A 13,965-nucleotide genomic window follows, 5' to 3' on the forward strand; every position below is an offset into this window, starting at 1 on the left:
GCACCGTCCGCATCTGGAACGCCACCACCGGCGAACACCTCCACACCCTCGAAGGCCACACCGACTGGGTCAACGCCGTATGCGCCCTACCAATGCCGGACCACACCCTCCTCGCCAGCGCAGGCGACCGCACCGTCCGCATCTGGAACGCCACCACCGGCGAACACCTCCACACCCTCGAAGGCCACACCGACTGGGTCAACGCCGTATGCGCCCTACCAATGCCGGACCACACCCTCCTCGCCAGCGCAGGCGATCACACCGTCCGCATCTGGAACGCCACCACCGGCGAACACCTCCACACCCTCGAAGGCCACACCGATGGGGTGAACGGCCTGTGTGCGGTGAATGTGGCCGGTCGTACCCTCCTTGCCAGCGCCAGCTACGACCGCACCGTCCGCATCTGGGACGCCGCCACCGCACGCACCGTGGTCGAGATTCCGGTCCGCTCCCCTACCCGGACGATCACCCAAGCAGGCGACCTGCTCATCGTCGGACTCAGTAACGGCCTGATGGCGCTGACCCTCCAGCAAAGTTGAACTCGCATTCACGGAACTCAAGCCGGGACGGCGTTTCCCGGCGCGGCGTGGCCTGTTGCTGGATTATTCGTCAGATGTCGTGCTTCGGGGTGCGGGAGCGGGCCATGTGGGCGGCGAGGCGGCGAGGGGCGTGGTGGACGGCGGCTGAGTAGAGCTTGAAGTGGCGGCCGGCGATGCTGCGGGGGGCCTTGCGGTGAAGGTCTTTCATGGCCTGGTCGACGACCTGGTCGACGGAGAGCCAGATCCAGTCCGGGACGGTGTCGATGTGGGGTGCCTCGGTGTGGGTGAAGCCCGGGCAGACCGCGAGGACGCGGACGCCCTGGGGTGCGAGGTCCAGGCGTAGGGACTCGCTGAAGTGGATGAGCCAGGCCTTCGCGGCGCCGTAGGTGCCGGCGGGGACCAGGCCGGCGACCGAGGCGATGTTGAGGATGACACCGCGGCCCTGCTTGGTCATGTGCGGGATGACGGCGTGGGTGAGGCGGAGCGGTGCGCGGACCAGGAGGTCGAGCATGCGTTCCTCGTCAGCGAGCGAGCTGTGCGGGTAGGTGTCCGGCAGGCTGTGACCTGCATTGTTGACGAGGATGTCGACAGAGGCCGAGGCCAGGTGCTGCTCGACCCCGGCACATCCGTCGGGGGTGGCCAGGTCGGCGGTAATGGTGTCGATGTGGACGCCGTAGCGGCGGCGGAGTTCAGCGGCGGCCTGCTCCAGCCGCGGGGGGGTGCGGGCCACGAGGACCAGGTCGTGGCCGTCCGCGGCGAAACGGTGGGCGAACCCCAGGCCGATACCCGCGGTTCCACCGGTGATCAGGGCAGTGGTCATGCTGCGAGTGCTTTCTACGCGAGACAGACGAGGGCTAAGGGCTGGTGTCAACGACCTTCGGCACCGGCAGGGCACGCGAGACGGACGGCCAGTGGCGGGCCATTGCGAGCAGCAGCGTCTTGTTGGCCTGGCCCAGATGCGACAGCGCGTGGGATTCGGTGGCCGTGTGCCCTGGTGCTCCGAAGAGTTTCGCCCGCTGGGCCCGTACGAGTGCGCCTGCCAGGGCCGCGGCGCTCACGCGGTGGTCCGCGATCCGCAGGTCCTCGGCATGGTCGCAAGCCTGCCGGTACACGTCGGCGGAGAGGTGGGATTGCAGGTGCAGGACGGCATCGTAGATCTCGATGAGCTGCCGGTGAGCCTGCAACGCCAGTGGGGAGCGGGGCCGGAGGAACTGCCGCAGGCGCGTGGCTCGCGGCGGGGCCAGCGAGATGGTGGGGACCGCGGCGGAGAGGTCTCGCCACATCGGCCACAGCACCCAGACCGTGCGGGCGTCCCGGGCACGACGGGCGAGGCTGAACGCGGTTGGAACCAACAGGGTCAGCGCCCGCGAGACCCCGTGGACGTTGATGATGACCGCCAGGTACGGCAGGGCATCGGGGATCCGGACGTAGACGTGGACCAAGCAGGCCGCCCAGTAGCCGGCGGCCAGCACGCTCCCGAACGCGAAGAGCCGCAGGGACCAGACCAGGTCCCGGTCGTCGGTGCGTCGGCTGTACCGCCAGCAGATGACGACGATAGCGGCGTCGGCGACGAGGTGAGCGCCGCAGACGAGCACCCAGTAGGCCGCCGACGGGGTTGCCGGCCCGCCGTCGGCGGGGATGCTGGGGCCCGCCGGGTCACCGGAGACGAGGTCCATGCCGAGCAGCGCCAGCGCGGTGCCGATCAGCGTGACCACGGTGATCAGTCCCGCACGGCGTGGACGGGCGGAGTCGCCGACGAACAGCAGGAGGGTGAGACCGGCAGCCACCACTCCGACCAGGTTGCGGGACAGGGTGACGGCGTGGGCGTCGCCGGTGATGTCGACGGCCCGGTCGATGATCTGCGGTTGGAAGAGTGTGGTGGCGATCGCGGCTGTGAGGACCGCCAGCCACAGGCCGCGTTGTTGGCGCCCTTTCATGGCCGGCCGCCACCGGATGATGAGCGCGGCCCACATCAGGACAATGCTGAAACGGCCGATGTTGTCGGCGAATTCAGTGACGGCCATCGGCCCTCACCCCGAGAAGCGCTCCGAGTCGACCCAGGGTTCCGCCGGATCGGGGCAGCGCCGCGCTGCTGTGGAGGAGACTCGCGAGCATCTCGGCCTCCTGCTCCTGGACGCTGGTGTAGCTGGTGCGCGCCATCAGGCGTTTGATCAGGTGCGGCTTGAGGTCTCTGAGCAGGCTCTCCAGCCCGGCGTCGATCTCGACGTCCGGGGCGTGGTGGTGGCCGCAGAGCATGTGGCCGATCTCGTGCAGGATGATGTGTTCCTGATGGTGCGGAGCGGTCCGCGTCTCGTAGAAGACGAAGTCCGCGTCGTCCGTGCCCAGCCACAGCCCGCACGCTCCGGTCTGGGCGGCCTGAGGCGGCAGTCCCCTGAGAAGCAACGGCCGGCCGCGCAGGTCCTCCATCCAGCGAACGACGGCATCCCGGGAGTACGGCCGAGGGACGTCCAACTCGTCGAGGATGCTTTGGCAACGGGCCTGCAGCTGGGCATAGTCGCTGATCGTTGCCATACGCTGCTCCGCTTCTTCTCTCTGCAGACAACAACGGTGAAAAGCGTCATCGAGCATGGCGGGCCTTCCCTTACCCCGGGCGCCGACCGGGCTACTGCGGACTCGTCGGCTCGTCAACGCGTACGGCCGTGTCCGACATGGCGTTCACCACCGCGAGGATGGCGTCGAGGTGCGCGTCCGAGAGGCCATCTGCTCTGGCCGCCAGGGTGCGAACCTTGCTGTTTCCGAGGGCGACCGCGAGTTCGATCTGGCGCCGGACCCGCTCCGAGACTTCGTGGTCGGTGAAGTAGTCACGCGTCACGCCGAAGAACTCGGCGAGGGTGTGAAGGTGTTCTGCCGTCACGTTGTGCTTGCGGCCGGTCGCCAACTCCCACAAGTAGGTGCCCGAGAAAGATCGGCCGGTGACCTGATCGATCTCCTTGGCCATCTCCTTGTAGCTGGGCCGCTTCTTATGGCGATAGTACACAGAGATGATATTCTCCAGGCGCTGCGCTAGCGGCGGCAGTTCGGCACCGCCACCGGGATCATCGCTGGTGACCAATGTTTCTTACCCCTCGGGAATAGACACGTCTGCCGACAGCGGGATGCCGTTGCGGACAGATCGCCGAGGACTACTTATACCGCCGTCCGCCACGCGCGACAACAACACATCGCCCGCATCGGGCCTGCGAAGGCAGGAACTTCGCAGCTCACAGAGGCCATCCGGTGCGCACTATCGAACATTGAATCTATCCGTCACTCTTTATAGTCAGCGGATGGCTTGACACTTTTTCATCCGCTGAGTACGTTCCAAGCCTCGCGATTCATCACGCGCGTCATCATCGCCGTTGATCGAAGGGTCGCCCACGATGCCGACTCACAGGCCCACCGTTGCCGCTCGCACCGCAGGAGCTTCGTGCGAGCCCGCCCTCCTCTTTGCGGTCCCGTTGATAGCCACGCCGGTCATCTGAACTGCGAGGTCCCGCCCCGCTGGGAGCTAAGGGATCTCAAGGCCGCATGGCCGCAAGGCATAGCCGGGCGCGTCAGCACCGAGACATTCACCTCGCCCTACGGCATGTTTCCGTGACGCCGAATGCGCGCGCACGAGAACGGAGCGAGGAAGTAATGCTGTTGCGCCGCCCTGTCGTTTCGAGCTATCAACGCATGAGATGGAGTGTCGTCATGGACGAGCGGTCACCATTCTTCCGTCGCCGAACGGATCCTCTTGAAGAGAGAGCAACCGCAATCGCCGTAACCCCACGATACCTGACCGGCGAACGCTGGCGTTGCTGTGCGGTGTTTGACCATTTGACCAGCGATACATGGCACGTTGAGCACCACCAGAGCGGCGAGTACGAGGCTTTCGGAGACGAGGGTCGACTGTACGTGGGGCTATTGCGCGAGGCGGGCACCTCGACGCTGCACTGGCATATCGCGGCCCGATCCGCGGCGGAGGAACCGCCCGCCTGGTCCATGGATCTCGCCATCGACACACCGATGGAACTGATCACGGCGATCGTCTCGTCGCTCGCCACGGACGCTGACACCGCGACCGAACCCCGGCCCTACCTGCGCAACAAGCGCCTCGACGACATGGGAGCCGCGTGGCAACCGTTGTCCGACGCCGGGTGGACCGTGGCCTGCGAACAAGGGCACTACCAGGCAACCTCACCGGACAACGCGATCAGGCTGAGCTACGCGCCCCCTCGCAACAGATTCTTCGGAGTCCTGCTGATCCCCGAGGCCTGGCATCTGGACGTGGTCTCTCCCCTGGACGGCGTTCAACTATCGTGCGCCACGTTCCACGACGAAATCCCGTCGCACCTGATGATTGCCTTGACCGTCGCCCTGGCCGCCCTCACGGCTCGCTCGGCATGTGTCTGCTCACAGCCCGCGGACTCAAGGCGGCATCGATGACCCTCGTCGCGGGCATCCGTCGGTTTCGGGCGTCCTTCCCGGCCTCGCCCATGGAGGTTGCTCGGGTACGCCGCCTCATCGCGGCGCACCTGCGTTCCTGCGGGCTCGACGAGGTGGTGGATGGCGTTGTCCTGGCCACGGACGAACTGCTCGCCAACGCAGTTCAACACGGAAGCACCAGCCAGGACGACACCGTGACGGTGTCAGTCGACTGTGAGACCCAGCGCCTGCGTATCGCCGTCTCGGACTCCTCGCCTTCCCTTCCCTTCATCCCGTCTCAACGGGAGGCCGGTTCGTTAGACGAAGGCGGCAGAGGTCTGGCCATCGTCGACCAGCTCTGCGACGGGTGGGGAGCCGAAGCAACACCCGACGGCGCGGGCAAACAGGTGTGGTGCACCGTGCACGTCAATGACGCGTCCTGAGTCGAGGGCCCGCCGGGTGGCGTTACCCTGAGCCGTTCCGCGACTCGGTGTGAGCTGGTCACGCGCCACCGTTGATCTCCCGGAGGGCGTCCTCTCTGAACCGCTTGGTGAGTGCGGCGGCCACTGCGGGTGACAGCGGCTCCACATCCGGGTGGTCGGGGTTCACCAGGAAGTACGTCGAGCCCATCGTGCTGTAGTCCGCCCAGACGCACAGCGTCCGGTCCGGAGCGCTCGCCGCGTCGGCGTTCGGCTCCACGTCCCTGGCGAGTTGGCACTCGACCGCCACGTCCTCGTCGGTGAAGGACGAGGGACCGGCGCCGACGAGATCAGCCTCCTCAAGATCCTCGGCGATCAGCCCGAGCCACAGCGCGGCGGCCCGCTCCGGGTCCTGGACCTCGCCCCAGCGCCCGCGGAAGGAGAGCAGGTAATCGCCCGCGTCGCCCTCGTCCTCCAGGGCGGTATCGCGGTAGAGGCCCGCGGCCCCGCCCTCGGTGCGCAGGCCCATGGCACGGGCCGCGTCCTGGTTCACCTCCTCGGAGTGCGTCTGCATGAGGTTGAAGCGGCCACTGAGCTGGGGCAGTTCGAGACGGTGACGAACGCCGTCGTCAGGACCGATGCCGACCTCTCCCCCGCCGTCATCGTCAAGGACAACGAGCGCGCCGCCGCCGAGGATGGCCAAGGCGGCGACGATGGCGACCACGATGGCAGCGGTCCGTCCTCCGCGGCCGGACCGGCTGGCCACCGGCGGGTGGTCGGGCGGCGGCGGTATATGCGGAGCGGGATCCTCCCGGCTCATAGCGGCTCTCTCCTCACCGGCAGTTCCGGACAGGGGACGCGTCGACTCACGTGCGCAGACAGACTGACACCGCCCCCTGGGAGGGGTCCCAGCCAGTGGCCTCAGGGTTCACACTGCAGGAGCCGACGGGGAACCGGCGCCGCTGGCTTGGGTGACGAGTGGGGGTCGTACGCAAAGGACGGTCAAAGAGGGCTGGTTACAGGGGAGGAGGCGTCGAGGCGACGCCCTTGTTCGTCGAACGGCGGGTGGTGGTACCTCATGCGCCGACGGGCGCAGGTACTACGGCGCTGCGAGGGCCGATCGGCAGACGGGTGGCGCGGGTGGCGCGGGTGGCGCGCACCCCGCTTCGCGGGGCCTGCCGCGGCGCCCACGCCATCGAGGCGTGACACGCCACCGGACTACTGGCCGGAGTGGTCGGGACGAGTCGTGCGAGGCGCGGTGGGTCAGAGCACCGGCGGTCCCGCCTCGATGCGGCGCAGTACCGGGGGCAGGCGGTCCAGGTCGGGACCGGTTTGGATCTGACGCTCGTCCCACCAGGTGGCGCCGGCCTCGTGCAGTGGACCGATCACGTCCCTGGCCCTGGCCGGATCCGAGGGCGTGGCACCGCCGAGCACGAACTCGAAGGGGCGCCCGGTCTCGGCCGTACGGTGCTGGCGCACGTAGCCGACAAGGTCCCGTACCTCCGCGACATCGGGCACCTGCCCGTGCCGGGCCGTCTCGAACAGCGGCGCCGCGCCGTCCCACCGCGCGGCGCGCCGCATGGGCGGACGACGCGGCCAGAACCCGCCGATCCACACCGGCGGTCCCGGCCGCTGCACGGCAGCGGGCAGCAGCGTCACGTCCACCACCTCGTAGTGCCGGCCCTGGTGGCTCACCGACTCCCCGGACCAGAAGCGCCGCAGCAACTCCAGTCCCTCGTCCAACCGCTCCGCGAGGACCCGTGGCGAGGCGGCGTCGCCGAAGCTGCGGTACTCGTCCTCGACCGGACCGCCCAGGCCCGCGCCGAAGATCACCCGACCGCCGCTGAGATGATCCAGGGTCGCCACCTGACGGGCGAGTTGCTGGGGACGGTAACGAGGCACCGGCGTCAGCAGGGTACCCAGCCGGATCCGCGAGGTCGCCAACGCCGCCGCGGTCAACAGCATCCAGGGATCCCCGAAGGGCCGCCCCTGGTGATGCCGGTGCAGCACGTGATCCCACACGAAGAGCCCGTCCCAGCCAGTCTCCTCCGCGGCAGCCGCCACCGTCGCGACGTTGCGCGGGTCGGCGAATTCACCGAAGTTGGGGATGTTGATGGAGAAGCGCATCCCAGCAGCATGCGCGGCTCGCCACAGAGGGGCAATCCGATTCCGACCCCGGCGGACCATGCGCGCTCCATCCGGAGCCCTGTCCGCGCGCGTATGGAATCAGGTACCGCCGGAGCCCTCCTCGACCGCGGGGAGTCGGTTCTCCTCCCCCAGAGCTCGGCACGCCTTCTCGTACCAGTCCACCGGGACGATGACAGCTTGGGCCTCCTGGTAGCGCACGGCCTCGATGTGCTCGCGGCCGTACTGCACCCTGCCCATCACCTTGACGATGCCCTTCCGCAGTTCCGCAGACTGCATGCGCACCGTGCGCGGCAGACGCACGTCGCCGTCCCGTGTGTCGTTCGACATGGCCACATCGTACGGGAAGCATTTGTTGCACAACATGATCAGGTTGCGCAACGAGGCGTGCAGCCCAGCGGCCCGGAAGGGCTCGCATGCGCCGACCGTTCCACACCGTGCATCGACCCTCCGCCCTTGGAGTGTGTTGTGCGAGATATAGATGTTGCGCAACATTGCCATGTTGTGCAAACTGATGATGTCCGGCGGGTCACGACGAGTAGCTCCACGTCGGCGCTTCGTCGCCGCCGCCGCCGGTTGACCCGATCCATCAGTCATCACTGGAGGACGAGCTATGCGTCCCTCTAGCCACACCCCTCTCGATCTGCCCGACCAGCCCACCCAGGCCATGAAGAGCCACCGCCGCCCTGTGGGAGGCAGCAGGTGACCAGGAAGACCGACAAGGGCATCACCGCCATGGCTCGGCGCTCGAAGTCCGCCGTACGAACCGTGGTCGGCACCGACCAGGGCCGGGCCGCATGCGCCTCCCACCCCGAATTGTTCGAGCAGGTGGAGGACCCCGAACGCGTCACCCACCACGAGGACAGGCTCCAGGCGGCGGCCATCTGCGACGGCTGTCCGCTGCGATTTCGGTGCGGATTCAGGATCTTCCCCACCGGCAACCGCCCGAAGGGCGACCGATGACGGCGACCACGATGCCGACCGTCGAACAACGCGTACGCGCTCAGGCCGCGTTCATCGCCTCGGCGGCGTTCAACGTCCTGCTGCCACTCGTGCTCGTGGCTCTGGCTATCGCCTCGGCGTGGACAGGCTGGGTGAACGTCATGGCGATGCGCACCTACCTCGCCTCGCCGGAGGCGCTGCCCGGGGTGACGTGGGCCGTGCCGGTGGCCGTACAGACCTTCGTCATCGCAGGCGAGGCCACGATGGTCCTCAACTCGATCCTCTGCCGGCGGTGGATCCTGATCAGCGGCGCGGCGGCCTCGGTCGCCGGATACGGCGCGGAGATCGGCGCCCATGTCTACTACGGCGCGGCACCCGATACGACGATCACCATGATCGTCTCCGCCGTCGCATGCGGCGGCGGCTGGGCCCTGGTCGCCGCCCTGATGCACCGCGGCGTCGAGATCGCCAACGATGCCCCAGACCAGTCGCACGACTCGTCGGGGCCGATCAGCACCGATCAGCCCTCGTCGGGGGAAGCAGGAGCCGAGGCGGAGCTGGTCGGGGCCGACTCGGCCCACCCCGACACCGACGCACCCGACGGTCGGTCAGAAGCGAAGCGGAGGAGCCGACGGACCCGGGCGGAGCTGCTGGATGAGGTGCGCGCTCTCGCCCCCGACCGAGGGCCGCTCACCCCCAACTTCGTCGCCACCCGCATCGGGGTCTCCTGGGCCAACGCGAAGACGCTCCTCGTGGACCTCGGCCGACTCAGATCCCCGACCCCGGCGCCATCTACATCTGTTTATCCGCCGAACGAGGGGACTTAGGTGATCTCAGTGAATCGTCCCGGCATATCCAGTGATCGCAGATCTACGGTCATAAACGACTGTGAATTGATCATCGGTCCAGACAGAGCTCTGAATCGGCCCGACCAGGCGGCTCGATACCGCCAAGCATCTCCGCCTGGACGGGCCTTCCCTCACCCGAACCTGAGCGATTCGAGAAGGAAGTCCACATCATGCCCGAGTCCTCCCCCGACCGGCCACCATGCTCGAACTGCGGCGACTTCCAAGCCGTCGCCATCACCACCGGACAGCGCCTCCCGGACACCTCGCGGGAGACCACCGTCGTCCACTGCACCGCACACCACCCCGACCAACTGGGCAACTCCCCCCTCCTCTACCGCGTCCCGGATGCCGCGCTCCTGCTCAATCTCAGCCGCAGCGTCGTCTACGACCTGATGCGCACCGGGCGGCTGCGAACCGTCAGCGAGGGACGCTCCCGCCGCATCCCGGCGTCGGCGATCCACGAGTACGTCGCGCTCCTGGAACGCGAGGCGGGAACGGAGAAATGACCCAGCGCCGCAGCCGGGGTGACGGCAGTCTGCACTGGGACGAGGAACGCAAGCGCTGGATCGCCACCGCAAGCCTCGGCTACGACGGGGACGGCAAGCGCATCAGGAAGAAGGCGAGCGGACGCACCAAGACCGAGGCCAAGGACAAGCTCAAGCGCATCATCCGCGAGCACGAGGAGAGGAGCCTCGTCCGTCCGTCCGAGACGTGCACCGTCGAGGAGGCCGTCACCAACTGGCTGGAGTTCGGGCTGCCCGGCAAGGACCCGGCCACCGTCGAGAACTACGCCATCCTCTGCCGCACCCACGTCATCCCCGCCCTGGGCAAACGACGGCTGACCGACCTCAGCGTGGACGATGTCGACAGGTGGCTGGCCGCGAAGGCGAAACGGCTCAGCACCCGCAGCCTGCAGTCGATCCACTCCTGCCTCAACCGAGCCGTACAACGCGCCGTCGTCCGCGACAAGGTGCGGCGCAACGTCGTGGCGCTGTGTGCCGTGCCAACCGGCCGACCCGGACGGCCATCGAAGGCGCTCACGTTCGCCCAGGCCGAGGCCATCCTCGAAGCCATCGAGAGCGATCGGATGCACGCCTACGTCGTGGTGTCACTGCTGACCGGGGCCAGGACCGAGGAGCTGCGAGCGCTCACCTGGGACCACGTTGATCTGGACGGGCAGCCCGACACTCAACCCCCAATCCCGCCGCATATCGCCGTGTGGCGCTCGGTCCGCGAAGGAGGCGATACCAAGACCAGGAAGTCCCGGCGCACCCTCGCGCTCCCCGCCCGCGCCGTGCTGGCACTCCGGCTGCACCGCCTGGCGCAGAACGCCGAGCGTCAGGCCGCCAGCGAACGATGGCGGGAGCACGGGCTCGTGTTCACCACCGCGGTGGGGACGCCACTCGACGCCGCCAATGTCCGGAGGGCCTTTCGGCGGGCGCTGGGCCGGGTGGACGGCATCGATCCGGCGGAGTGGACGCCCAGGGAGTTGCGGCACAGCTTCGTGTCGTTGCTGTCCGATCGGGAGGTGCCGATCGAGGTCATCTCTCAGCTCGTCGGACACTCCAGCACGGCCACGACGGAGAAGGTGTACCGGATGCAGATCCGGCCCGTCATCCAGACCGGGGCGACGACCATAGACCGCATCTTTGAGGGGTGACGGCGGCCCCGGGAACGATAGGCACCCAGTTAGGCACCCAAAAGGCCCTCTCCGCATCGGAGAGGGCCTCTGACCTGTGGAGCTAAGGAGAATCGAACTCCTGACCTCTTGCATGCCATGCAAGCGCTCTACCAACTGAGCTATAGCCCCGGGAGGTGGTCCGCCTGGGTGGTGTCCCTGGCGGCGTCGCCTACTGTACACGGGCGAGGTGGGGCTTTGCCAAATCGGTTGGCGGGCCCGGGGAGGGTCAGACGCTGGCGAAGGAGTAGAAGCGCTTGAGGGCGCAGTGCTCGTCGAGCAGGCGGCCGTAGATCGGCTCGCCCTCCAGCTCCCGATAGACCTCGATCGGGTCGCCTTTTATGATCAGCGCCCGGGCGCACTCGACGCACCAGTACTGGTACGCCACGTTCACCGGCTGGAGATCACGCACGATGGGCGTGCCACAGCCGCACCAGTCGCACTTCCTACTGTGAGCACCCATGAGCGATCAGCCACCGCACCCTCTGGCCTGGGCCGTGCGCACGTGGCATACCCCTCCGTCGGACGCCGTTGATCGTCGGCCGGGCTCGCCCAGCGAGAACGATTCTGCCATGTGGTGGCCAGGTGGATAAGCCACCGATCACGCCTCCCCTGAAGGGAGACGTGATCGATACACGCGTTCGGATCTCAGCGGTAGGTGGGTTGGGTCTGGGCGTTCAGCTCGGGAAGCCGCACGCCGCGGGCGCTGTCGGTGCGGGGGTCGTCGATGCGGAGCACGTCGAAGCCCGCCTGGCCGTTGGAGTAGATGTAGCCGTTGTAGTAGTAGACCGACCAGGTGCCCCCGAAGGTGAGCGCGTCCGGGTTGACCGGGCCGCGGTCGAAGTAGGCGATCTCCTCCGGGTTGTCGGAGTCGGTGAAGTCGACTACGGAGAGCCCGCCCTGGTACCAGGCCTGGACCATGATGTCGCGGCCCTCGGCCGGGATCAGCGAGCCGTTGTGGGCCACGCAGTTCTCGGTGTCCTCCTGGAAGCGGGGGATCTTGTAGTAGCCCTGGAAGACCAGGTGGCGGGCGTCGCCGCGGCCGACGACGTGGTAGATGCCGTCGGCGCCGTACTCGGCGCCGGTCTCCTCGTTGCAGGTGGCGCCGCCGCCACCGCCCAGCTCGTCGGTGAAGACGACCTTGCTGCCGTCCTGGCTGAAGGTCGCCGAGTGCCAGAAGGCGAAGTGCTCGGCGTCCTCCACCTGGTCGATGATCTCGGGCTCCTTCGGGTCCGAGATGTCCATCAGGAGTCCGTCGCCCATGCAGGCGCCGGCGGCCAGGTCGAGCGCCGGGTAGGTGGTGATGTCGTGGCAGCCGGAGGTCTCGGTGCCGGTCTCACTGCCTGGGAAGCCGCCGCCGGGGAAGAGCAGGTCGAAGTCGGCCAGCTCGGCCTCGTCGGGCGCGTTGCGCGGCACCTCGACGATGGAGATGCCGTCGTGCGGCGGCTGGCAGTCCGGGTACGTCTCGTTCGGGAAGTACGACGAGACGTAGACGTAGACGTTCCGGCGTTCGGGAACGAGCGTGTGGGTGTGCGAGCCGCACGGCGTCTCCACCGCGGCGACGTACTCCGGGTTGCGCTTGTCGCTGATGTCGAAGACCCGGATGCCCTCCCACGAGCTCTTCTCGGTCGGCGGCGCCGTCGAGCTGGCGCAGGAGTCGTCGTTGCGCGAGGAGTCGACGGAGAGGAACAGCAGGTCACCGGAGACGGATATGTCGTTCTGCGAGCCCGGGCAGAGCACCTGGCTGACGATCTTCGGCTTGGACGGCCGGCTGATGTCGAAGATCGTGAAGCCGTCGTAGTTGCCCGCGAAGGCGTACCGACCCTGGAACGCCAGGTCGGAGTTCGTCGAGGTGAGCGCCCCCGAGTTCTCGGTGTTGGACAGCAGGCTGATGTTGTCGCTGTGCGCGGCGTCGTCGGCCGCGGTGCGGAGCGCCTCGGCGGTGGTCGACGACTCCGCCCCGTCGTCCGGGGTGGCCGTGGCCGTGCCGGCAAGGCAGAGGGACGCCAGCAGGCCGGTGACGACGGCCGCCACGCTGAGCCTTCGGCGCCCCACGAGAAGACCGTGGAACGATGTCACGTGGGTTCTCCCCTTTAGGTCTGCTACTCCCCATCGGAGTTGACTGGTTCCGAATATGCGTCAGTATCCTTCCCCCATCTGCATGTGCACATCAATAGATGGGTGCAACAAGTTCTTTCGTGACCAGCTCTGGAGGAACGTGTGACACACGGGTGGTGCCGGCGCCGGTTCGGACTCGGCGTCGCGGGGTTGGCGGCGACGCTGGCGCTCGGCGGCTGCACCGGCGGCGCGGCCGAGGAGCCGGTGGCCGGCGACGGAACGGGCGACGCGTCGGTCATCGCCCCGGGCGAGCCGGGCGAGGAGGCCGAGACGCTGTCCCCCGAGGAGGCGGGCGAGGCCGCGGACCAGGCACGGGCCGAGCCGAACGCCGCCGACCGCGCGTTCATGACGATGATGATCGAGCACCACGAGCAGGCCCTGGTGATGACCGATCTGGCCGAGCGGCACGCCGAGGACGGCGACGTCCGGAACATGGCGGAACGCGTCGAGCGGGCGCAGGAGCCCGAGATCGAGGCGATGGAGGCGTGGCTCGACGCCCACGAGGACGCGCCGGAGGACACCGGCGACGGGCACGAGGGCCACGAGGAGGGCGGGGGCCACGAGGGCCACGAGGACGGGGCCGCGCCCGGCATGGCCACCGAGGAGCAGCTGGACGAGCTACGGGCCGCGCGCGGCGCCGAGTTCGACCGGATGTTCGTGGACCTCATGATCGCCCACCACGAGGGCGCGATCACCATGGCGACGGAGGAGACGGCGCAGGGCAGCGAGACCACGGCCCTGGAGATGGCCGCCGAGCTGGTCGCCACCCAGGGCGTCGAGATCGACCGGATGGAGGGCCTGCTCTAGGTCCTGGCCAACGGCCGCTCCACGCCGCCCGCACGGCATGCGGCCGGTCCCGCCCCGGAGGG

Annotated in this window: 17 protein-coding genes and 1 tRNA gene; 8 read left to right on the top strand and 10 right to left on the bottom strand. The window is 68.2% G+C overall.

What is annotated here, in order from left to right:
• Positions 1-539 (top strand): WD40 repeat domain-containing protein (locus tag ABGB06_RS30105; protein ID WP_347595266.1); only part of this gene is annotated, 539 nt, incomplete at its 5' end.
• A gap of 70 nt (positions 540-609) precedes the next feature.
• On the opposite strand, the gene ABGB06_RS30110 is transcribed toward ABGB06_RS30105, so the two are convergent.
• From ABGB06_RS30110 to ABGB06_RS30125, 4 genes are all read right to left on the bottom strand, one after another.
• The gene (locus ABGB06_RS30110) at positions 610-1,359 is read right to left on the bottom strand and encodes an SDR family NAD(P)-dependent oxidoreductase (RefSeq protein WP_347595269.1); all 750 of its coding nucleotides are present in this window, start codon (positions 1,357-1,359) and stop codon (positions 610-612) included.
• A gap of 34 nt (positions 1,360-1,393) precedes the next feature.
• Entirely contained in the window at positions 1,394-2,563 is a 1,170-nt protein-coding gene (locus ABGB06_RS30115) for an MAB_1171c family putative transporter (protein WP_347595272.1), read from the bottom strand.
• Positions 2,550-3,071, bottom strand: a complete 522-nt coding sequence (locus tag ABGB06_RS30120) for a regulator component (protein WP_347595275.1) — start codon at positions 3,069-3,071, stop codon at positions 2,550-2,552. The genes ABGB06_RS30115 and ABGB06_RS30120 overlap by 14 nt, the downstream gene beginning before the upstream one ends.
• Before the next feature lie 91 nt (positions 3,072-3,162).
• Complete coding sequence (locus ABGB06_RS30125; RefSeq protein WP_347595278.1) at positions 3,163-3,612, bottom strand: hypothetical protein; 450 nt, start codon at positions 3,610-3,612, stop codon at positions 3,163-3,165.
• A gap of 620 nt (positions 3,613-4,232) precedes the next feature.
• Here ABGB06_RS30125 and ABGB06_RS30130 point away from each other — a divergent pair.
• Entirely contained in the window at positions 4,233-4,967 is a 735-nt protein-coding gene (locus tag ABGB06_RS30130) for a DUF317 domain-containing protein (RefSeq protein ID WP_347595281.1), read from the top strand.
• Complete coding sequence (locus tag ABGB06_RS30135) at positions 4,964-5,389, top strand: ATP-binding protein (RefSeq protein ID WP_347595284.1); 426 nt, start codon at positions 4,964-4,966, stop codon at positions 5,387-5,389. The genes ABGB06_RS30130 and ABGB06_RS30135 overlap by 4 nt, the downstream gene beginning before the upstream one ends.
• Positions 5,390-5,447: 58 nt before the next feature.
• Here ABGB06_RS30135 and ABGB06_RS30140 read toward each other — a convergent pair whose 3' ends face one another.
• The 3 genes from ABGB06_RS30140 to ABGB06_RS30150 form a co-directional block, all read right to left on the bottom strand.
• On the bottom strand, positions 5,448-6,089 hold the full coding sequence (locus ABGB06_RS30140; protein WP_347595287.1) for a hypothetical protein: 642 nt from the start codon (positions 6,087-6,089) through the stop codon (positions 5,448-5,450).
• Positions 6,090-6,628: 539 nt separating this feature from the next.
• Positions 6,629-7,492 carry an LLM class flavin-dependent oxidoreductase gene (locus ABGB06_RS30145; RefSeq protein WP_347595290.1) on the bottom strand — a complete coding sequence of 288 codons (864 nt, stop codon included), beginning with the start codon at positions 7,490-7,492 and terminating at the stop codon, positions 6,629-6,631.
• A 99-nt stretch (positions 7,493-7,591) separates the two neighbouring features.
• Positions 7,592-7,840, bottom strand: a complete 249-nt coding sequence (locus ABGB06_RS30150) for a hypothetical protein (RefSeq protein ID WP_347595293.1) — start codon at positions 7,838-7,840, stop codon at positions 7,592-7,594.
• Between the two features lie 372 nt (positions 7,841-8,212).
• Here ABGB06_RS30150 and ABGB06_RS30155 point away from each other — a divergent pair, with 372 nt between their 5' ends.
• The 4 genes from ABGB06_RS30155 (at position 8,213) to ABGB06_RS30170 (ending at position 10,960) form a co-directional block, all read left to right on the top strand.
• Complete coding sequence (locus tag ABGB06_RS30155; RefSeq protein WP_347595295.1) at positions 8,213-8,473, top strand: hypothetical protein; 261 nt, start codon at positions 8,213-8,215, stop codon at positions 8,471-8,473.
• A complete protein-coding gene (locus ABGB06_RS30160) occupies positions 8,470-9,279 on the top strand; it encodes a hypothetical protein (protein WP_347595297.1) in 810 nt (269 codons plus the stop codon). Before ABGB06_RS30155 ends, ABGB06_RS30160 begins: the two co-directional genes overlap by 4 nt.
• Positions 9,280-9,470: 191 nt before the next feature.
• Positions 9,471-9,806 (top strand): helix-turn-helix domain-containing protein, encoded by a 336-nt coding sequence (locus ABGB06_RS30165; protein ID WP_347595300.1) that lies wholly within the window; start codon positions 9,471-9,473, stop codon positions 9,804-9,806.
• Positions 9,803-10,960, top strand: a complete 1,158-nt coding sequence (locus tag ABGB06_RS30170; RefSeq protein WP_347595303.1) for a site-specific integrase — start codon at positions 9,803-9,805, stop codon at positions 10,958-10,960. The genes ABGB06_RS30165 and ABGB06_RS30170 overlap by 4 nt, the downstream gene beginning before the upstream one ends.
• A gap of 77 nt (positions 10,961-11,037) precedes the next feature.
• Here the strand turns inward: ABGB06_RS30170 and ABGB06_RS30175 are convergent.
• From ABGB06_RS30175 to ABGB06_RS30185, 3 genes are all read right to left on the bottom strand, one after another.
• A tRNA-Ala gene (locus ABGB06_RS30175) sits at positions 11,038-11,110 on the bottom strand.
• A 97-nt stretch (positions 11,111-11,207) separates the two neighbouring features.
• On the bottom strand, positions 11,208-11,441 hold the full coding sequence (locus ABGB06_RS30180; RefSeq protein WP_201868120.1) for a hypothetical protein: 234 nt from the start codon (positions 11,439-11,441) through the stop codon (positions 11,208-11,210).
• 185 nt (positions 11,442-11,626) lie between these two features.
• Positions 11,627-13,033 (bottom strand): hypothetical protein, encoded by a 1,407-nt coding sequence (locus tag ABGB06_RS30185; protein WP_347595308.1) that lies wholly within the window; start codon positions 13,031-13,033, stop codon positions 11,627-11,629.
• Positions 13,034-13,198: 165 nt separating this feature from the next.
• Between ABGB06_RS30185 and ABGB06_RS30190 the strand changes: the two genes are divergently transcribed.
• On the top strand, positions 13,199-13,903 hold the full coding sequence (locus ABGB06_RS30190; RefSeq protein ID WP_347595311.1) for a DUF305 domain-containing protein: 705 nt from the start codon (positions 13,199-13,201) through the stop codon (positions 13,901-13,903).
• Positions 13,904-13,965: the final 62 nt, after the last annotated feature.

Origin of the sequence: Streptomyces sp. B6B3 (genome assembly GCF_039871525.1) — a bacterium.
In the GTDB taxonomy this organism is placed as follows: Bacteria; Actinomycetota; Actinomycetes; order Streptomycetales; family Streptomycetaceae; genus Streptomyces.